We start from the raw sequence: 18,529 nt of genomic DNA on the forward strand, positions 1-18,529 counted from the left end.
CTGATTGACCGATCAATCACGGAGTGACTTAGTCGCCGCTGCGACAGCCTTGGGGGAAGCATGCTTGAGACGGACCTTGCCTATATCGGCGGAGCAGAGGCGCTGCGGCTTTTCCGGGCCCGAAAACTCTCTCCGGTAGAGCTTCTGGAAGCGCAGTTGGCACGCATCAGCGCCAGCGCCGAACCCTTGAACGCCGTCTGCTTCACCTATGCCGACGAGGCGCTTGCGGCGGCGCGGCAGGCAGAGGCGCGTTATGCCAGGGGGCACGCGACTGGCGCGCTGGAGGGGCTGCCGACCGCGCTCAAGGATGAGAACATGATGGCGGGCAAGGTCACGACCTATGGCTCGCTGCTCTATTCCGACCATGTGGCAGAGGCGAACGCGCCCGTGGTGCAGCGCTTGCTGGACGCGGGCGCAATGGTCCATGCGCGGACGACCACCCCGGAATTCTCTTGCGCGCCGTTCTGCCATTCCCGGCAATGGGGCGTGACGCGCAATCCGTGGAACCGCGATTACACGCCCGGTGGATCGTCCGGCGGGGCAGGGGCTGCGCTGGCCGCCGGCCTTACCACCTTGGCAACCGGGTCCGACATTGGCGGATCGATCCGGATTCCGGCCTCGGCCTCGGGTGTGGTGGGGTTCAAGCCGCCTTACGGCCGTGTCCCCTCGACCCCGCCCTTCAACCTTGACCACTACAACCACCCCGGCCCCATGGCGCGCAGCGTCGAGGACTGTCTTCTGATGCAGAATGTCCTGGCCGGACCGCATCCCCGGGACATCGCCTCGCTGAAGCCCGGGCTGGTGCTTCCGGTGGATCGAGGCGGGGTCAGGGGCTGGCGCATCGCCTATTCGGTCGACTTCGGTTTCATGGAGGTGGACCCGGAGGTGCGCGCAAACACCCTGCGCGCGGTTGAGGTGTTCCGCGACCTGGGGGCCGAAGTGGTGGAGGTCGATCTTGGCTGGACGTGGGAGGTCTACCACGCCGCCGCCACGCATCATGCCACGCTCTTCGGGGCCTGGTTGGCCGACTATCTGGACCGTGAAGACCAACTTACCACCTATGCCGCCGATTTCGCGAAACGCTCGCTTTCGGTGACGACCCGCGACTACCTGGCAAGCCTGGGGGTCGAAGGAGGGATCTACGCGCAGTTCGGCCCGATGATGGAGGGGTATGATCTGTTCCTCTGCCCCACGCTGGCCATTCCTGCCGTTGCGGCAGAATTCCAGATGCATGACCCGCTGCGCATCAATGGCGTGGATATCGACCCGTACCTTGGCTGGACCATGGCCTGGCCCTTCAACATGCTGAGCCGCTGCCCCGTCCTGGCCCTGCCGTCAGGCCATGCCGAAAGCGGCGTCCCGACCGGGATTCAGCTTGTCGGCAAGACCTATGACGATGCCGCCGTCTTCCGCGCGGGCCTTGCCTTCGAGGCGGCGGTTGGCGGTTGGTACCAATCCTGCAAAACCCGTCCCGCCCTGCCGTTATAGGAAATAGCCATGAAGACCGTCTTTTCCGAACTTCACGCCCTTCAGCAAGTCGACACCGAGTTCTATCGCGGCAAATGGGTCGATGCCTTCGAGATCCCGCGCCGGGCCGAACTGGTGCTGGACGCCGTGCGCCGGGCGGACCTTGGTCCGGTGATCGAGCCGGAGCATTTCGATCTGGCGCCGGTCCTTGCGGTGCATGACCCGGCTTTCGTGCGCTTTCTGGAAACCATCTGGGACGACTGGGCGAAGGAGGTCGGCGAGATCCCGGCCTACCCGAACATCTGGCCGCCGCGCCGGACCCGCATGATCCCCACGGTCCGCCCGGGCGCCGAACTTGGGCGCTATGCCGTCGACATGAGCAGCCCCATCCTAAAGGGCACCTGGCAGGCCGCCCGGGCGGCGGTCGATTGTGCGCTGACCGGGGCCAGCCTGATCGAGGCCGGAGAGAGCGCCGCCTTTGCGCTGTGCCGTCCGCCCGGCCACCACGCCGGGCGCGACTATTTCGGCGGCTATTGCTTTCTGAACAACGCCGCAATCGCCGCCCAGTGGTTCCGCGATGCGGGGGCGGACCGCGTTGCCGTGCTGGATGTGGATTACCACCACGGCAACGGCACGCAGGATATCTTCTATGATCGGGGCGACGTGCTCACCGTGTCGATCCACGCCGACCCGGTGCAGGACTACCCCTATTACATCGGCTTTGCCGACGAGACGGGCGCGGGAGAGGGGCTGGGCGCGAACCTGAACCTGCCCTTGCCCTGGGGTTCGGATTTCGTGTCCTGGGGGAGCGCAATGGATCAGGCCCTGTCGCGCATCCGCGCATTTGCGCCCGACCGGCTTGTGGTGTCGCTTGGCGTCGATGCCTTCGAGGGCGACCCGATCTCGCGCTTCCGGCTGCAAGGCGCCGATTTCACCGAGATCGGTCGCAGGATCGGGCGGCTGGGATTGCCCACGCTCTTCGTCTTGGAGGGCGGCTATGCTGTGGCGGCCATCGGCGACAACGTCGTGAATGTGCTGCAGGGCTTCCAGGCCGCGTAAGCTTTCGACCCGGTCGGACGACCGGGTCAGAAATCCTGTGGAAAGTAGCAGCGCATCAAGGCGATGCAGGCCTCGTGCCCACGGGCTTGCGCCTCGGCCATCGGTGACGACGACAGCAGGCTTTCGATCCAGAGCCCCGAGATCAGGGCATTCAGCGACAGCGCCAGCTGCGGGGCGTCAACCGTCACGTCACGCAGGGCAGCCAGTTCGGAAATGTCGGCTGCGACCGCCTGGTTGTACTGGTCCCGCAGCGAGGCGCAGCGTTTCCGGTAGGATGGCACGCGGACGGCCTCGGCCCAGAAGGACAGCCACAACGAAATCGAAGACCGCCCCGCCGCCTTGCTGCTGAAGTCGGTGTCAATCATGCTGCGGATGCGATCGGCCGGACCCAGGGCCGAGGCGGCGAGCTTGCTTAGAAAGGCTTCGTACTCGGCCGCCGTATGGTCCAGCGCGGCGAAGATCACGCCCTCTTTCGACTGGAAGTGAAAGGCGACAACCCCGTACGAGCACTTTGCCTCGGCCGCGATCGAGTTGATCGTGACGCCGGTCAGTCCCTTTTTCGAGATGACCTTCACCGCAGCAGCAAGCAGGCTGCGGCGACGATCGTTCACCTGATCGTCGCGGCTGACATGGGCCTTGCCCGACTTGGTGCGTCTGGTGGCTGTCTTCGGTTCAGGCATGGCGCTCGACTTTCACTGGCTCAACCTCAACCGCACCTGAATGCGTAATGCTGAAATCCTCTGGATCGGGACTTGTCAAGCTGGGCCCTCCGGCAGTCCGAGAAATCTTGCGGCGTTGTCGTGGAGCCACAGCCGCTCGACCTCATCGCCAAGTTCAAGGGCCCGCACCTCGGCCAGTGCGGTTTCCACCGGCATCATCGGGAAAGCCGATCCGAAGACGATCTTGTTCTTTAGAACGGTGCGGCCGTATTGCAGAAGCGGTTCATACCCCGAATGCGGCTTGGCCAGCAGCTTTGGCCGCACGGCAAGCACGCCGATGTACAGGTTCGGGTGACGCCAGGCGACGCCGATCAGTTCCTGCACCCAGGGCCAACCGGGGGGCGAGGCGATGGCGCGCAGCTCGGGGTATCGCACCATGACGTTGTCCAGATATTCCGGCTTGCCGACGGACATGGGCGTCTGGGTCGAGAAGTTGATGCCGCAGTGGATGTTCACCGGCACGTTCAGCTCGATCGCCTTTTCGTACAGCGGAAACAGGCGTGGATCGTCGGGGGCCAGCTTCAACTCGAAGCATTGTAGGTTCAACCCTCGCAAGCCCAGGACGGTGACCGCATGGTCGAATTGCGCCACCGCGTCGTCCTGCCAGGGATCGACCCCGGCAAAGCCGATGTAGCGCGGCCCATGGTCACGGATGAACGCCGCAACCGCCTCGTTCGGGATCTTGAAGCCGAAGGTGGTGGTCAGGTCGCGCGCCTTCAGCACCACATGCCGCGCGCCCAGCCGGTCGTAGGTCTCCAGCCAGCCGTCCAGCCCCTGCGCGGCGTCCGAGGCGGCCGAACGTTCTTCGCTGCCCTGATAGACCCGGCGGTAGTTTTGCAGATGCGGTGCGGGGGGCGAAAAGTCGGGATGCGGCGGGCGGCTGGAAAAGTCGATCAGCATGGCGTCAGCTCCAGTTCCTGCGGTCTTCCAGGATGACCTTTGCCGCGTTATGGCCAGGCACCCCCGTCACACCGCCCCCGGGATGGACCGAGGCACTGGCCATGTAGAGCCCCTCCACCGGACTGCGATAGTCGGCATAGCCGGCCGAGGGGCGGCGGAAGAACATCTGGTCGGCGCTGATCTCGCCGTGGTGGACGTGGCCGTTCGGCAGGTCGAACCGGCGCTCCAGGTCCAGCGGGGTCAGGATCTGGCGGTGCAGGATGTGCTCCTCGATGTCGGGGAACTGGGTCTTCAGCACGGCCAGCACCTTGCCCCAAAGCTCTTCTCGCCGGTCGTCCCAATGACCCCGGGCCAGGGTATAGGGGGCATGGCCGCCGAAGATGTTCATGATGTGGTGACCGGCCGGGGCCAGCGTGGGGTCAACGATCGAGGGGATCTTGACGATCAGGAACGGCTGGTCGGCGATCTCTCCCGCCTGGCTTTGGCGGTGGGCGCGTTCCATGTAATCGACGCTGGGCGCGATGGTCATCTGCGGCTGGATGCTGCCTTCCGCGCTGGCCTGCGCCATGACCGGGGCGGAGGGCAGGGATTTCAGCGCAAGGTTCACCCGGAACACGGTGCTTTCGCAGCGGATGTTGCGGATATCGCGGTTGAATTCCTCGGGCAGGCTTTCGGGGTCCAGAAGCTTGGTAAAGATGGTGCGGGCCGTGGCATTGGCGATCACGATCTTCGACCGGATCTCCTCGCCCCCCTCCAGCCGGATGCCCACCGCACGGCCGCCTTCGACCAGGATGCGCTCTACCGGGCAAGAGGTGCGGACCTGCATCCCGTGGGCCTCGCCCGACCGCCGGATCGCGTCCGAGATCGAGCCCATGCCCCCCTTCATGAAGCCAGCGGGCCCGGCCGCCGTGCTGCCGTCGCGCACGATGCCGCGCGCCAACATGTAGGCCGATCCCGGTGTCTTGAGGCTGGAGTTCGCCCCGCCGCCCCCTGCGAAAAATCCCAGCACCAGCTTCACATCCTCGGACGAGAACCAGCGTGATAGATAGTCGTAGGCGCTCATCGTCAAGAGGTTGTAGATGTCGTAGAACTGCGGCCCGATCTTGCGGAAGCGCCAGACGAAGCCCGCCAGCCGGCGCAGGTCGCGCAGCTTACGGCCGCCGGGATTGACCGGAACCTCCCACAGCAACTGGTTCATGTGCGGCGCGATCTTCTGCATGTGGGCGCGGTACTTGGCATAGGCCGCGCCGTCGATGTTGGAGAACCGCCCGATCTCGGCCGCGAATTTCTCAGGGTCGTCGTGCATGGTGAAGGTGCGTCCGCCCTCCAGCGCAAAGACGGTGGGCGCGGCGGGCAGCACCTCGAAGCCGTATTTCTGCAATTCCAGGTCCAGGATGACCTTCGGTTGCAGAAGCCCCTGGTAATAGGACGCCATCGAGCTGCGGTAGCCCGGCGCGATCTCTTCGGTCACGGCCGCGCCGCCGATGATCTCGCGGCGTTCGACCACCAGGACCTTCACCCCCGCCCGGGCCAGATAGGCGCCGCAGGTCAGCCCGTTATGGCCCCCGCCGACGATCACCGCATCGTATTGGGGCGTCATGCCTGCCCTCCTTCCAGCCAGGTTCCGGTAGTGCGATCAAAGGATCCCGCGCGCAGGTCGTGGACGCCGGCCGTGATCTGCGGCTTGGCGATCTTGAGCGAGGCGGTGCGAGGGAAATCCTGAACAAAGGTGAAGAATCGCGGCACCTTGAACGGCGCAAGGCCTGCGGTCGCGGTGGCGATCACCGCCTCCAGCACCTGCGGACCGTGCGCGACACCTTCCTTCAGCTTGAGATAGGCCTTCACCTCTTCGCCGCGCAGCGGATCGGGCACGCCCACCACCGCCACCTCGGCCACGCCGGGGGCGGCGGCCAGCACCGTTTCGACCTCGCGCGCGGCGATGTTCTCGGCCGAGCGGCGGATCATGTCCTTCTTGCGGCCGACGATGTAGAAGAACCCCTCGTCATCCTGGCGGAACAGGTCGCCAGTCGCGAACCATCCGTCCTTCAGAGCCTCTGCCGTGGCCTCGGGATTGTTGTAGTAGCCCAGCATGATGCCCGGCCCCCGGATCTGCAACTCGCCGATCCCGCCCGGCGGGACGGGCTGGCCCGCCTCGTCGACGATCCGGCATTCGCGGAAGGGGCAGGGCAGCCCGCAGCTGCCCGAGCCTACCTTGTCGGCCCGTTCGACGGGCGCGAACATGGCGGGCCCGATCTCGGTCATCCCGAAAGCCTCGCGCGCGTTCAGGTCGAACCGCGCCTCAAGCCCGGCGTGAAGATCGCGCGGGCAGCCATAGATATTCGCGCGGATGACATGGTTGTCGGCGTCATGCGGCTGCGGCTCCATCCCGTGCAGGACCCAAGGCAGCAGGCAGAACTCGATGTCGAAATCGCGCAGCCACTGGCTGAAGCGGCTGGTCGACTGGCGCGCCGCCACGAACAGCGTGCCGCGCTGGTACATGGTCATCAGCAACAGCCATTGCGGGTCCATGTAGAAGAACGGGGTCGAGGCCAGGATGCGGCGATAGACTCGCCCGTCGCGGAAGGCGTTCACCTTCCCGGCCGAGATCCAGTAGCGCTGGCTTAGCATGCAGCCCTTGGGAAAGCCGCTGGTGCCCGAAGTGAACTGGATGTTCAGCAGGTCGTCATGGCCAACGGGCAGCGGGGCTTCGAAACGGTCGGTTGGATCGGCCGCCAGCGTTTCCCAGACATGCGCGCCCTTGGCTGCACCGCCACCCGCCACGATCATCCGGTGCGCGGGGGTCGAGACCAGCCCCTCGGCATGGGCCTGATCCAGCGTGGCGCGGGTGTCGGCATGGGTCACGACCCATTCGGCCTCGGCCACCTGCATGACATGGGCAATCTCGCGCGGGGTATAGGCCGGGTTGATCGGCAGCATCACCGCCCCGATGCGCCCCAGCGCCAGCCAGGTCAGCGGAAAGGCTGGAATGTTCGGGAGCATCACCCCCACATGGGTGCCCTTGGTGATGCCCAGTGCCACCAGCCGCGCCGCCAGCCCGTTCACCACCTGGCGCATCCGGGCATAGGTGATCGTCTCCCCCGCCTCGAAGAAGTTCCACAGGATACGGTCGCCCGCCTCGTCCGCGGCGGCGTCGATCAGGGCGCCGATGTTCTCGGGCAGCGGCTCGGCCTCGATCTGGCGGCGGCGTTCCTCATAGGGAACGACGGGTTGGGCGAGGATGTCGTCCTTCCACATGGGCGGCTCCGATCAGGACTGCAAAGGTCGAAAAAAGCCGCCCCGGCCGGTGGCACGGGGCGGCCAGTCAGGGGTTCAGTGCGAGAACCAGATCGCCTTGAAGTCGGTGTATTTGTCCATCGCATGCAAGGACTTGTCGCGACCGAAGCCCGATTGCTTGAACCCGCCGAACGGCACCGCCATCGACCCGCGGTCAAAGCAGTTGACCCAGACCACGCCCGCGCGGATCGCCTTGGCGGCGCGGTGGGCGTTCTTCACCGACCCGGTCCAGACGGCACCGGCAAGGCCGTAGATCGTGTCGTTCGCGACCTCCATCGCCTCGTCGAAGCCGTTGACCGTGATGGCCGACAGGACGGGGCCGAAGATTTCCTCCTGGGCGATCTTCATCCCGTTCGTCACGCCGTCGAAGATCGTCGGCTCGATGAAGTAACCTCCGGTTTCGGTGCGCACGCGGTTTCCGCCCATCACGGTGCTTGCACCCTCGGCCCGGCCTGCGTCGATGTAGCCCATCACGCGGTCCATCTGCTCTTCGCTGACGATCGAGCCCATGCGCGTCGCCGGGTTCAGCGGATCGCCCGGCGCAAAGACCTTGGCCTGCGCCGCGATCTTCTCCAGCAGCGCGTCGCGCACCTTGGCGTCGACGATCAGGCGGCTGCCGGCGTTGCAGACCTGTCCGGTGTTGGCGAAGATCCCCGCCGCGATCCCGGCCGCCGCCGCGTCCAGGTCGTCGCAATCCGCAAGTACGACCTGCGGCGACTTGCCCCCCAGTTCCAGCCCGATGCGCTTGATGTTCGACTGGCCGGAATACTGCATGAAATATTTGCCGACCTCGGTCGAGCCGGTGAAGCCCACGCAATCCACGTCCATGTGCAGACCCAGCGCCTTGCCCGCGATATGGCCAAAGCCCGGCACCACGTTCAGCACGCCCGGCGGAATGCCCGCCTCGATTGCCAGCTCGCCGAACTTCAGCGCGGTGAAGGGCGACTGTTCCGCCGGCTTCAGGATGACCGAGTTGCCGGTCGCCAAGGCCGGGCCCAGTTTCCAGGCCGCCATCGACATCGGATAGTTCCACGGCACCACCGCCGCGACGACGCCAAGCGGTTCGCGCACCACAAGGGTGGTCATGTCATGGGCGGTGGCCGCGACCTCGCCATAGACCTTGTCGATCGCCTCGGCATACCAGGCGATGCAGGCGGCCGCGCTGACCACGTCGCCGTTGTAGGCATTGGCGATCGGCTTGCCGACGTTCAACGTCTCCAGCAGGGCCAGTTCCTCGCGGTTGGCAAGGATCAGCTCCGAGAACTTCAGCAGGATGCGCCTGCGGTCGGCCGGGGCCATCCGCGACCAGCTGCCCGCGTTGAACGCCTTGCGGGCCGAGCGCACCGCCACGTCCACATCGGCCGCATTGCATGAGGCGACGCCGATCAACAGGCGCCCGTCGCCGGGGTAGACACAAGGGAAGGTCTCGCCTGACAGACTGTCGACATATTGGCCGTCGATGAAGGGGCGATAGGGAAGCTTTGCGGCCTTGGCGCGCGCATGCCAGTCGATGTTCTGCAGCATTTTCGGGGTTCCTGTCGTTGTTTTTAGGTGTCGGGGGCCTCAGCCGACCGCCGCTTCCTTTGATGTCAGCCCATGCGCCGCACCCACTTCGCTGATCGCCTGGCGCAGGATGGCGACGATGTCGTCGATCTGGGCACGGGTGATGATGAGCGGCGGTGAGATCACGCAGAGATCGCCCAGCGGCCGGACGATCAGCCCAAGCTCGAAGCAGCGCTCGTCGATCTTGCGCGTGAAGGCCTTGTCGTCGTCGTTGCCGTCGGCGCGGGTCGGATCCAGCAGGCACTGCACGCAGCCCACGAGGCCCACGGCGCGCGTGTCGGCCACGCCGGGAAGGTCCAGCAGCGATGCCAGGGCGTCGGCGAAATAGCCCGAGATCTCGCGGGCATGTTCCACGACGCCCTCGCGTTCCATAAGCTCGATGTTGGCTAGGGCTGCCGCGCAGGACACCGGATGGTTGGTGTAGGTGTAGCCGTTGGTGAACCAGCTGCCCTTGGCGTTTTCGCCCGAGATGCGAGCCATGACCTTATCGGAGATCGCAAGCCCCCCCAGCGGAACATAGCCCGAGGTGACGCCCTTGGCGAAGGTGATGATGTCGGGCACGACGCCAAAAACCTTCTCCGACGCGAACCATTCCCCGCAGCGGCCAAAGCCCGTCACCACCTCGTCCGAGATATACAGAATGTCGTGCCGCTCGCAGACTTCCTTGAAGCGGGCGTGATAGCCCTTCGGCGGAATTATCACCCCGCCCGAGGCCAGGATGGGTTCGGCAAGGAAGGCGGCGATGGTCTCGGGGCCGAGGTCCGCGATCCGGTCCTCGAATTCCTTTACCAGATCATCTAGGAACGCTTCCTGCGTGCGATTGCCGGCATGGCGCGGATTCGGGCTGGACAGGAACGAGATGCGGTCTTGCCTGATGTCGAAATTCGGCCAGTTGCCGGTGCGCCCAGTGCAGGCCGCCGTCAGCGCGGTCGAGCCATGGTAACCGTCGAAGCGCACGATGATCCGCTTCTTCTCGGGCCGGCCCAGGACGTTGTTGTAGAACTCCGAGAAGCGAAGGGCGCTGTCCACGGCGGTCGATCCGCCGGTGGTGAAGAACACGCGATTCAGATCGCCCGGGGTAAGGGTCGCAATCTTCTCGGCCAGACGGGCCGCCGGACTGGTCGCCATGTACCAGGGCGAGGCATAGGGCAGGGCCATCGCCTGGTGCGCGATGGCATCGACAATCTCCTTTCGGCCATAGCCGACCTGCGCGCACCACATTCCGGCCGGCCCGTCGATCAGCCGTCGGCCATCGGCGGCATGGACATAGATCCCTTCCGCATGGGTAAGCACGGGCTGGGTGGCCGTACCAAGCCGCGCCATTTCCTGCGCGGGCAACAGCACATGTTCGCGCATCGCCGTCGCGACATCGTCCTGCCGGGTATCCGCCATTGCTCTTCCTTTCCGTCTGGACTGCGGCACTTGCCTGACCGGCAGCGCCCCATGCCGAATGTTCTGGCGGTGGTGGGAGGCGAAGTCAACCTTTCTGATTGCCCGATCAATCAAAAAGGTTGCGCAGGTTTCGATCTGCTCGTTATGTTCCCTGCTGTCGAAAGGCGGTGGGCTCTGCCTTCTCCCAAAGCGGGTGATGGGCAAAGTCCTGAAACAGATTGAAACTGGAGAGACCCGATGTCCGGAGCATGGCTGATCGACGGAGTCCGTACCCCCTTTGGCCGCTATGGCGGTGCGTTGGCCTCGGTGCGCGCCGATGATCTGGCGGCCCTGCCGTTGCGTGAGCTTGTCGACCGGCATCCGGCGCTGGATGCGTCTCGCCTCGACGACGTCATTTACGGCTGCGTAAACCAGGCGGGCGAGGACAACCGCAATGTCGCCCGGATGGCCGCGCTGCTCGCCGGCCTCCCCGTCACGGTCCCGGGCGTCACTGTAAACCGGTTGTGCGGGTCCGGGCTTGAAGCCCTGGGTCAGGCGGCACGGTCGATACGTACCGGAGAGGCCGACCTGATTGTTGCTGGTGGTGTCGAGCACATGACACGGGCCCCTTTCGTTCTGCCCAAATCCGAGAGTGCCTTCTCCCGCAAGGCGGCGATGGAAGATAGCACGATCGGATGGCGCTTCGTGAACCCAAGGATGCAGGCGGCCCACGGCACGCACTCGATGCCGGAGACGGCAGACAACCTGGCCGCCGAGCACGGCATCACGCGCGCAGATCAGGACGCTTTCGCCTTGCGCAGCCAGCAACGCTGGGCCGCGGCTCAAGCCGCCGGACTGTTCTCCGAGGAAATCGTGCCGATCACGATTCAGCAGGCACGCGGAGAACCCGTTGTATTCACCACGGACGAGCACCCGAAGCCCTTGACTTCGCCCGAAGGATTGTTGCGCCTGCGCGGCCTCAACGGACCGGAACTGACGGTGACGGCCGGCAACGCCTCGGGCGTGAACGACGGCGCAGCGACATTGATGGTCGCGTCCGAGGCGGCCCTCCACGAACACGGACTAACGCCCCGCGCGCGGATCGTCGGCATGGCTGTCGCAGGAGTTGAGCCGCGCATCATGGGCTACGGACCGGTGCCAGCGGTGCGCAAGCTACTGCATCGCACCGGCCTTACCCTGGCCCAGATGGACGTCATTGAGATAAATGAAGCATTCGCCGCCCAAGTGCTCGCGGTGACGCGTGCCCTTGGTTTGCCGGACGATGCACCTCAGGTGAACCCGAACGGTGGCGCCATAGCCGTCGGTCACCCATTGGGAGCGAGCGGGATCCGCCTTGCGCTGACCTCGGTGAACGAACTGCATCGCCGCGGCGGCCGCCTTGCCTTGTGCGCCATGTGCATCGGCGTTGGCCAGGGCATCGCGATGGTCTTGGAAAGACCTTGACCATGAACTTATCCGCATGCCCTGTCCGGCGGCCAGCGCCAGCGTGTGGTGATCGCCCGCGCCCTTACCCTGCGACCAGAGCTGTTGGTTCTGGACGAACTCGTGTCGGCGCTTGACGTGTCGGTGCAGGCCGGAGTGCTGAACCTGCTCAAGGACATCCAGCGCGACTTTGGCACCGCCTTCCTGTTCATTGCGCATGACCTGTCGGTCGTGCAGCACATCTCGCACCGGGTGGCGGTCATGTACCTGGGCAAGATCGTCGAGATCGCCGACAAGCGGCACCTCTACTCGGCGCCGCTGCACCCCTACACCCAGGCGCTGATGTCGGCGGTGCCGCTGGCGGACCCGCCGCGCGAACGCAATCGGGCGCGCATCGTGCTGAAGGGGGATTTGCCCAGTCCGATCAACCCGCCGTCCGGCTGCCGGTTCAGGACGCGCTGTCCAATCGCGCAACCCCTTTGCGCCGAACGGGAACCGCCACTGGCCGATCACGCCGCAGGCCATGCGGTTGCCTGCCATTTCCCCAACGCCCGCGAAACGGGCCTGGCCGCCACTGGCTGAAACAGGAACGAGGGAGGACCGAGACGATGCAGACCCTGCCGCTGGAAAGGATCAAGGTGCTGGACCTCACTCGGGTTCTGGCCGGACCCTGGACGACCATGAGCCTGGCCGATCTGGGGGCCGAGGTCTGGAAGATCGAGAACATCAAGGGCGACGACGACACGCGCGCCTGGTCGGTGCCCGGCTACAAGGGCGTCAGCACCTATTTCCTCTGCGCCAACCGCGGCAAGCACAGCATCGCACTTGACCTGAAATCTGCCGAAGGTCGGGCCATCGTTCTGGAGCTTGCGGCCCGTGCCGATGTGGTCGTGGAAAACTTCCGTGCCGGAACGGTGGACCGGCTGGGCATCAGCTACGAGGATATCTCCAGGATCAACCCGGGCGTCGTCTACTGCTCGATCTCGGGCTATGGCCAGACCGGCCCCGAAGCCAAGCGGCCCGGCTATGACTTCATCATGCAGGCGGAAAGCGGGCTCATGTCGATCACCGGGCAGGCGGACGGGCCGCCGAACCGCCTGGGCGTGGCCTTCACCGATGTCGTCGCGGGGATGGTCGCCACGCAGTCCATCCTGGCCGCACTGTACCAGTGGCGGGATACCGGCAAGGGCCAGTTCATCGACGTGGCCCTGCTGGACGCGGCGCTGAACCTGCTGATCAACGTCGGCACCGCCTATCTGAACGCCGGCGTCGAGGCGACGCGCTACGGCAACGCGCATCCGACCGTGGTGCCGTATCAGCTGTTCACCGCCACGGACGGGCCGTTCGCGCTGGCGGTCGGCAATGATCGCATGTTCGCCGATTTCTGCGAAAAGGTCATCGACCGCCCCGATCTGGCCCGCGACCCGCGCTATGTCACCTCGCACCAGCGCGCGCTGAACCGGCCGGCATTGCTGGACGAGATCCAGGCCATCATCGCGACCCGGCCGTCCGCGCATTGGCTGGAGACCTGTCTGGCGGCCGATGTGCCGGCCGGGCCGGTGAAATCGGTGTCCGAGGCGCTGAGTGCGGCGTCGGTTGTGGAACGGGGGGTCATCCAGACGCTGGAGCATCCCGAACTTGGCCCGGTCTCGCTGATCCGGCCCGCGCAGGGGCTGGCGGCACAGGCTGGCCGCACCGCCAAGGCGCCGCCCCTTCTGGGCGAGGATACGCGCGCGGTCCTGCGCGACGTGCTGGGCTTCGATGCCGCGCGGATCGAGACGCTGATCGCCCAGGGCGCGGTCGCCTGCCGCGATCTGGCCCCGGCCTCTGCCACGGTTACGTTGGATGTTGCGGCCCGGCCCACCGCAGAGCTACGGGCAACGGAGTAAGCCGCGATGACCATCACGCTTGATCGTCATGGCAGCGTCGCTGTCCTGACCATCGACAATCCGCCCGTCAACGCCCTCAAGACTTCGGTCCGGGCGCAGCTTTACCAGCTTGTCGAAGTGCTGGATGCGGACCCCGAGATTTCTGCCGTGGTGCTGCGCGGGGCGGGCAAGCTGTTTGTCGGCGGTGCCGACATCGGCGAATTCGACCGCCCGCCAGAGACGCCCACCCTGCCGGACCTGATCCTTCGGGTCGAAGCCGCAGTGAAGCCCTGGGTTGCGGCGATCCATGGCCATGCCCTCGGCGGCGGTCTGGAAATGGCGTTGGGCTGCCATTACCGGGTGGCCGCTTTGGGGGCCGTTATGGGACTGCCCGAAGTGAACCTGGGCATCATCCCGGGCGCGGGCGGAACACAACGCCTGCCGCGCCTGATCGGGCTTGAGGCCGCGATCCCTGTCATTGCCGAACGCGTGATGCTGGACAGCGACCGCGCGCTGCAACTTGGTCTGGTTGATCGCATCATCGAGGGACCGCTGACCGAAGGCGCCGTTGCCTTTGCCGCCCGCCTGTCGCAGACCCGCCCCCCGGCTGGAACCCGTCCCCTGTCCGACCCAGGACCTGCCTTCTGGGAAGCGGCGTCGGCCCGCGTCGCAAAGGCGGCCAAGGGACAAAGCGCGCCCCTCGCCGCGCTGCACGCAGTGCGCCACGGGGTGGATCACGGCTGCGAGGCCGGCCTCCGGCAGGAACGTGAGACCTTCCTTGCCCTCAAGACAACGCAGGAATCGGCTGCCCTCCGCTATCTCTTCTTTGCCGAGCGCGCCGCGCCGCGACCTGCCGACCTGCGCGATGTGACACCGCGACCCATTGCCCTGGTGGGTGTCGTCGGCGGTGGCACGATGGGCAGCGGCATCGCGGCGGCCTTCCGCAATGCCGGAGTGCCCGTCATCCTGTCCGAACGCGAAGCGCCCGCGCTGGAGCGTGGGCTTGCCACCCTCCGCGGCCTGTTCTACGCGGCCGCCCGCCGCGGACATATCAGCGAAGCAGAGGCAGCCGCCCGGATGGCAGGGGTCACGGGTTGCGTGGGCCTTGAGGGTCTCTCCAGCTGCGACCTGGTGGTCGAGGCCGTCTTCGAAGACCTTAACGTCAAGCGGAAGGTGTTCGCCGATCTGGGCCGCCTGTGCCGGGCCGATGCGGTGCTGGCGACCAACACCTCCTATATCGACCCACGGCAGATTGCGCTGAACCTCCCCGCGCCCGAGCGTTTCATCGGCCTGCATTTCTTCAGCCCCGCCCATGTGATGAAGCTGCTTGAGGTCGTCCCGCACCCGGCCACCTCGTCCGAGGTGCTGGCCACGGCCTTCCAGTTGGCGCGGCAAATGGGCAAGGTGCCGGTCCGTTCCGACATCTGCGAAGGCTTCATCGGCAACCGGATGCTGAAACGTACCCGGGTCGAGACAGAGGCCTTGGTCCGCGCAGGCACCCCCTTTGCCGCCATCGACGCCGCCCTGCGGCGCTTCGGTTTTGCCATGGGGCCCTTCGAAATGCAGGATATGGCTGGCCTCGACATCGCCTACATGAACCGCGAGGCCGCACGCGCGCGGGGTGAGTCCGTGCCCGAAGGGCCACTTGACCTGCTGGTGCGGGCGGGCCGCAAGGGTATCAAGACCGGCGGCGGCTGGTATGACTATGCCCAGGGGGACCGCACCCCCCACCCCTCGGAGGCGGCGGCGGCGATCATCGCTCCGCTGGTCGGGGCCGGTGCGCCGCTGGCCGAAGACCAGATCGTTGACCGGCTGATCGGTGCATTGGCCGACGAGGGCCGCGCCATCCTTGCCGAAGGCATCGCCTCCAGCGCAACAGACATCGATCTTGTCCAGATCCACGGCTATGGCTTCCCGCGCACGAAGGGTGGCCCCATGTTCCTGACTGACCGAAAGGCCAAAGCATGATCTCCTATCCCGACGTTCAGCTTTACATCGACGGCGTCTGGCCCCCGGCGTCCGATGGCCGGACGATCCTTCGCTTTGTCGCTGGCTTTCTCTTCAAATATTATCAGGTCGAATACGAGGGCAGCGGGCGAGAAGACAGACGATTAGCCTGCAGTCATTCCACCCTGTACACAGCGCGGCAAATACTGCGGCGGGGACCGCCGCGCGCGCAATCATGATCCAGCTGAAGCGAACCGATTGTATTTTAATGAAAAAATCAGTTTCTTAGCTTCACTGCGGGCATCAAGCGAGTCTAATGGCAAGGAAACGATGCAACCCACAGAAGGATGCCCGCCATGACCACCCGCCGCGCCGCCCAGAACGACAAAGCCCTCGACGCCTTCATCGCCGCCAAGGTCGAGATCGACGTGATGCTGGAGCGCCTGAAGGCCCTCAGCGACGACCACTTCGAGACTAATCCTGACGAAATCAACTGGGGCGATGTCGGCACGCTGAAGCACTACGCGGACCTGCTGCGCCAGATCACCGACAGCGCCTTCAAGGAAGGCGAACACGCTGCCTGACGCGCCCACGGACGCGACGGCCGCCCCGTGCCGAACGGGGCTTGCCTCCGTAGAGGGCGCGCACACCGGGCGCCCAAGCGCTACGGAGGCCCCGATGACCACCCCGTCCGACACTCAGTCCCTGATCCTGTCCCGCGCCGCGACCCGGCCAGGGAACCTCGCCCTGCCGCTGCCCGAGGGGCTGGTCGGCGCCGCCGCCAAGATGGTCGTCGGCAAGATGATCGCCCGCGGCTGGCTGGAAGAGGTCGAGGCCAACCTGCGTCGGGGCGAGCCGATGTGGCGTGAGACCGGCGACGGCCACGGCACCACGCTGATCGCCACCGAGGTCGGGCTCGAGGCCATCGGGATCGAGCCGGTGGTGGCCAGCGCCGTCGCCAGTGCGCGGAAGGCGAAGCCGAAACCGGAACCGGAACCGGCGCAAACGCCTGACGACCCCGATACCGCGAAACCCGCCACCTTCCGCGCTGGCACCAAACAGGCGCAGATCATCGCCATGTTGCAGCGCCCCGAGGGCGCGACAGTCGCCGAGATGGTCGAGGCAACGGGGTGGCAATCGCACACGGTTCGCGGCTCGATCTCCGGCGCCCTGAAGAAGAAGCTGGGCCTGCCCATCACCGCCGAAAAGGTCGAGGGCAGGGGGTCAGTGTACCGGATCGCGTGATCGCGCGACGAGCCCGAAGCCTCGAACTCGGCTTCATGCAAGAACCGCGGCGATTGCTTTACGCAAGGCCACGTCTCTTGGATCGGGCTCCACCCCTGTCCCCATCCGGTTCATCACATAGCCGTAACCAAGTTCGATCTCAGGGTCGGCAAATGCCATCGAGCCGCCAGCGCCGGGCGTTCCGAAGGCCGATGGCGATCCGATGGGCAACCCGTAAAACGGCTTCATGAAGCCAAGCGAGTACGAGATCTCGGTTGTAAGGCACATGTCCTTGGTCCCGCCCTTTGGCGGGATTGCCGGTGCCTTGAGCGCTTCCAGTGTTTCGCGGCGGATACCCAGCTTCTTCCCGCCGGTTGCAAACTCTCCGTAGAGTTTCGCGAGGGCGCGAGCCGTCCCGACGCCCCCTCCAGAAGGAACCTCCAGATCACGGGCATACACGGTATCCCTGTCTACCGCGATCATCGTTCCGGGGTTCACCATGGTCGAGCGGAAGACATGACTCCACGGATTCAGGACCTTCGGGATCATGGCCACCGGTAACCCCAGTATGGAAGCGACGATGCCCGGCGTCTGTATCGGCGCGAGGCGATCATCCGGTGTGTCTGGCGGCAAGCGGATGTAGAACTCGGCCCCGAGGGGACCGGCAAGGTCCTCCTGGAGAACGCGACCGAGCGTTCGGTGTCGCGGATCCACCCGGCGGATCAACTCGCCCTCGTAAAAGCCCAAAGACATGATGTGATAGGCGTAGTGCTGCCCGGGGGGCCATTCCGGGCGTTCAGCCTCCATGATCCGGGCCAGTCGGTCAAAGTCAGCAATGACCTCTCGATCGACTTTCTGGTGGAAGGCGTGCAGTCCGGCCTGATGGGACAGCAACTGCCGTACGGTAATCTCGGCCTTTCCGTTTCGAGCGAATTCGGGCCAGTAATCCGCAACCCGTGCCTCATAGTCGATCCAGCCGCGCGAATGGGCGTAGGCCATGACAAGGCCTGCGACGCCCTTGGTGGCGGACAAGACGATGACCATCGTATCGCTTTCCCAGGGAGCGCCTGTCCTGGGGTCGCGCAGCCCACCCCAGAGGTCGACAACCAATTCGCCGCGATGCTGCACCGCTACTGCCGCGCCAAGCTCTCTGCCAGATTCGAAGTTCCTCTGGAATACCGAGCGAACAGGCTCCCACCCTGCCGCGACGTGACCCGAAATCTGATACTTGGTCATCTTGGTCTGCACTCCAAGTGAGGTCTTACATGGCTCTGGCCCGATCGAGGTCGACATGTCATCGATTCCGATCATTGCCGATACAATTACTATGGCACGAAAAGGCCACCGGAGATGGTGCTGGCGGTGGAGCCATCGATGGGCGCAGTCGCCATCGGCGCGAGCTAGCAGGCGACCATCTCGCTTTCGGTGACCTGCCACTGAACTTTCATCCAGCTGCGACCGGAGCCGGTTTTTGATTTACGCCTGTCGGCGTGGGTTGAGCAATCGCCCGACGCGCGGAACTGTCATCGCGTGCAGCGGGTCGGGCGATTGCGGTGGTCAGGTGCAGGGCGAAGCCTGTAGGCGTCTGGTAGCCGAGGGCTGAATGGGGCCGCGCGGTGTTGTAGTCGGTGACCCACTCGGCGATCAGATCGCGGGCATGTGCCAGGTTGCGGA

17 protein-coding genes are annotated in these 18,529 nt (G+C 65.5%); 9 read left to right on the forward strand and 8 right to left on the reverse strand.

All coding sequences use genetic code 11. The annotated features are described in order from the left end of the window. Positions 1 to 60: 60 nt before the first annotated feature. Both I7S92_RS21665 and I7S92_RS21670 read left to right on the forward strand, forming a co-directional pair. A complete protein-coding gene (locus I7S92_RS21665; protein WP_197647588.1) occupies positions 61 to 1,488 on the forward strand; it encodes an amidase in 1,428 nt (475 codons plus the stop codon). Between the two features lie 9 nt (positions 1,489 to 1,497). Next, positions 1,498 to 2,526 carry a histone deacetylase family protein gene (locus tag I7S92_RS21670; protein ID WP_197647589.1) on the forward strand — a complete coding sequence of 343 codons (1,029 nt, stop codon included), beginning with the start codon at positions 1,498 to 1,500 and terminating at the stop codon, positions 2,524 to 2,526. 26 nt (positions 2,527 to 2,552) lie between these two features. Here I7S92_RS21670 and I7S92_RS21675 read toward each other — a convergent pair whose 3' ends face one another. From I7S92_RS21675 to I7S92_RS21700, 6 genes are all read right to left on the reverse strand, one after another. Beyond that, positions 2,553 to 3,206, reverse strand: a complete 654-nt coding sequence (locus tag I7S92_RS21675) for a TetR family transcriptional regulator C-terminal domain-containing protein (protein ID WP_197647590.1) — start codon at positions 3,204 to 3,206, stop codon at positions 2,553 to 2,555. A 75-nt stretch (positions 3,207 to 3,281) separates the two neighbouring features. Then, the gene (locus tag I7S92_RS21680) at positions 3,282 to 4,145 is read right to left on the reverse strand and encodes an amidohydrolase family protein (RefSeq protein WP_197647591.1); all 864 of its coding nucleotides are present in this window, start codon (positions 4,143 to 4,145) and stop codon (positions 3,282 to 3,284) included. Between the two features lie 4 nt (positions 4,146 to 4,149). Further along, the gene (locus tag I7S92_RS21685) at positions 4,150 to 5,745 is read right to left on the reverse strand and encodes a phytoene desaturase family protein (RefSeq protein WP_197647592.1); all 1,596 of its coding nucleotides are present in this window, start codon (positions 5,743 to 5,745) and stop codon (positions 4,150 to 4,152) included. After that, positions 5,742 to 7,400, reverse strand: coding sequence for a class I adenylate-forming enzyme family protein (locus tag I7S92_RS21690; protein ID WP_197647593.1), 1,659 nt, complete (start codon positions 7,398 to 7,400; stop codon positions 5,742 to 5,744). Before I7S92_RS21690 ends, I7S92_RS21685 begins: the two co-directional genes overlap by 4 nt. A 75-nt stretch (positions 7,401 to 7,475) precedes the next feature. Continuing rightward, positions 7,476 to 8,963, reverse strand: coding sequence for an aldehyde dehydrogenase (locus tag I7S92_RS21695; protein ID WP_197647594.1), 1,488 nt, complete (start codon positions 8,961 to 8,963; stop codon positions 7,476 to 7,478). Positions 8,964 to 9,002: 39 nt separating this feature from the next. Continuing rightward, positions 9,003 to 10,394 (reverse strand): aminotransferase, encoded by a 1,392-nt coding sequence (locus I7S92_RS21700; RefSeq protein WP_197647595.1) that lies wholly within the window; start codon positions 10,392 to 10,394, stop codon positions 9,003 to 9,005. Positions 10,395 to 10,445: 51 nt separating this feature from the next. Between I7S92_RS21700 and I7S92_RS21705 the strand changes: the two genes are divergently transcribed. The 7 genes from I7S92_RS21705 to I7S92_RS21735 all read left to right on the forward strand — a co-directional run bounded on the left by I7S92_RS21705 (position 10,446) and on the right by I7S92_RS21735 (position 16,876). After that, entirely contained in the window at positions 10,446 to 10,616 is a 171-nt protein-coding gene (locus I7S92_RS21705; RefSeq protein ID WP_197647596.1) for a hypothetical protein, read from the forward strand. A gap of 15 nt (positions 10,617 to 10,631) precedes the next feature. Continuing rightward, positions 10,632 to 11,837, forward strand: coding sequence for a 3-oxoadipyl-CoA thiolase (gene pcaF, locus I7S92_RS21710; RefSeq protein WP_197647597.1), 1,206 nt, complete (start codon positions 10,632 to 10,634; stop codon positions 11,835 to 11,837). Positions 11,838 to 11,858: 21 nt separating this feature from the next. Continuing rightward, positions 11,859 to 12,398, forward strand: a complete 540-nt coding sequence (locus I7S92_RS21715; protein ID WP_197647606.1) for an oligopeptide/dipeptide ABC transporter ATP-binding protein — start codon at positions 11,859 to 11,861, stop codon at positions 12,396 to 12,398. A 26-nt stretch (positions 12,399 to 12,424) separates the two neighbouring features. Continuing rightward, complete coding sequence (locus I7S92_RS21720) at positions 12,425 to 13,705, forward strand: CaiB/BaiF CoA transferase family protein (RefSeq protein WP_197647598.1); 1,281 nt, start codon at positions 12,425 to 12,427, stop codon at positions 13,703 to 13,705. A 6-nt stretch (positions 13,706 to 13,711) separates the two neighbouring features. Then, on the forward strand, positions 13,712 to 15,652 hold the full coding sequence (locus tag I7S92_RS21725; protein WP_197647599.1) for a 3-hydroxyacyl-CoA dehydrogenase NAD-binding domain-containing protein: 1,941 nt from the start codon (positions 13,712 to 13,714) through the stop codon (positions 15,650 to 15,652). A gap of 335 nt (positions 15,653 to 15,987) precedes the next feature. Further along, positions 15,988 to 16,215 (forward strand): hypothetical protein, encoded by a 228-nt coding sequence (locus tag I7S92_RS21730; RefSeq protein ID WP_197647600.1) that lies wholly within the window; start codon positions 15,988 to 15,990, stop codon positions 16,213 to 16,215. Between the two features lie 94 nt (positions 16,216 to 16,309). Next, positions 16,310 to 16,876, forward strand: coding sequence for a DUF3489 domain-containing protein (locus I7S92_RS21735; protein WP_197647601.1), 567 nt, complete (start codon positions 16,310 to 16,312; stop codon positions 16,874 to 16,876). A gap of 33 nt (positions 16,877 to 16,909) precedes the next feature. Here I7S92_RS21735 and I7S92_RS21740 read toward each other — a convergent pair whose 3' ends face one another. Both I7S92_RS21740 and I7S92_RS21745 read right to left on the reverse strand, forming a co-directional pair. Further along, complete coding sequence (locus I7S92_RS21740; RefSeq protein ID WP_197647602.1) at positions 16,910 to 18,091, reverse strand: serine hydrolase domain-containing protein; 1,182 nt, start codon at positions 18,089 to 18,091, stop codon at positions 16,910 to 16,912. A gap of 208 nt (positions 18,092 to 18,299) precedes the next feature. Then, a partial coding sequence (locus I7S92_RS21745) for an integrase core domain-containing protein (RefSeq protein ID WP_197647603.1) occupies positions 18,300 to 18,529 on the reverse strand: 230 nt, incomplete at its 5' end.

Origin of the sequence: Tabrizicola soli (assembly GCF_015999335.1) — a bacterium.
GTDB lineage: Bacteria > Pseudomonadota > Alphaproteobacteria > Rhodobacterales > Rhodobacteraceae > Tabrizicola > Tabrizicola soli.

Bases quoted from the DNA above. Each gene is read 5' to 3' on its own strand.
- I7S92_RS21665 (WP_197647588.1), top strand. From the start codon at position 61: ATGCTTGAGACGGACCTTGCCTATATCGGCGGAGCAGAGGCGCTGCGG.
- I7S92_RS21670 (WP_197647589.1), top strand. From the start codon at position 1,498: ATGAAGACCGTCTTTTCCGAACTTCACGCCCTTCAGCAAGTCGACACC.
- I7S92_RS21675 (WP_197647590.1), bottom strand. From the start codon at position 3,206: ATGCCTGAACCGAAGACAGCCACCAGACGCACCAAGTCGGGCAAGGCC.
- I7S92_RS21680 (WP_197647591.1), bottom strand. From the start codon at position 4,145: ATGCTGATCGACTTTTCCAGCCGCCCGCCGCATCCCGACTTTTCGCCC.
- I7S92_RS21685 (WP_197647592.1), bottom strand. From the start codon at position 5,745: ATGACGCCCCAATACGATGCGGTGATCGTCGGCGGGGGCCATAACGGG.
- I7S92_RS21690 (WP_197647593.1), bottom strand. From the start codon at position 7,400: ATGTGGAAGGACGACATCCTCGCCCAACCCGTCGTTCCCTATGAGGAA.
- I7S92_RS21695 (WP_197647594.1), bottom strand. From the start codon at position 8,963: ATGCTGCAGAACATCGACTGGCATGCGCGCGCCAAGGCCGCAAAGCTT.
- I7S92_RS21700 (WP_197647595.1), bottom strand. From the start codon at position 10,394: ATGGCGGATACCCGGCAGGACGATGTCGCGACGGCGATGCGCGAACAT.
- I7S92_RS21705 (WP_197647596.1), top strand. From the start codon at position 10,446: ATGCCGAATGTTCTGGCGGTGGTGGGAGGCGAAGTCAACCTTTCTGAT.
- pcaF (WP_197647597.1), top strand. From the start codon at position 10,632: ATGTCCGGAGCATGGCTGATCGACGGAGTCCGTACCCCCTTTGGCCGC.
- I7S92_RS21720 (WP_197647598.1), top strand. From the start codon at position 12,425: ATGCAGACCCTGCCGCTGGAAAGGATCAAGGTGCTGGACCTCACTCGG.
- I7S92_RS21725 (WP_197647599.1), top strand. From the start codon at position 13,712: ATGACCATCACGCTTGATCGTCATGGCAGCGTCGCTGTCCTGACCATC.
- I7S92_RS21730 (WP_197647600.1), top strand. From the start codon at position 15,988: ATGACCACCCGCCGCGCCGCCCAGAACGACAAAGCCCTCGACGCCTTC.
- I7S92_RS21735 (WP_197647601.1), top strand. From the start codon at position 16,310: ATGACCACCCCGTCCGACACTCAGTCCCTGATCCTGTCCCGCGCCGCG.
- I7S92_RS21740 (WP_197647602.1), bottom strand. From the start codon at position 18,091: ATGACCAAGTATCAGATTTCGGGTCACGTCGCGGCAGGGTGGGAGCCT.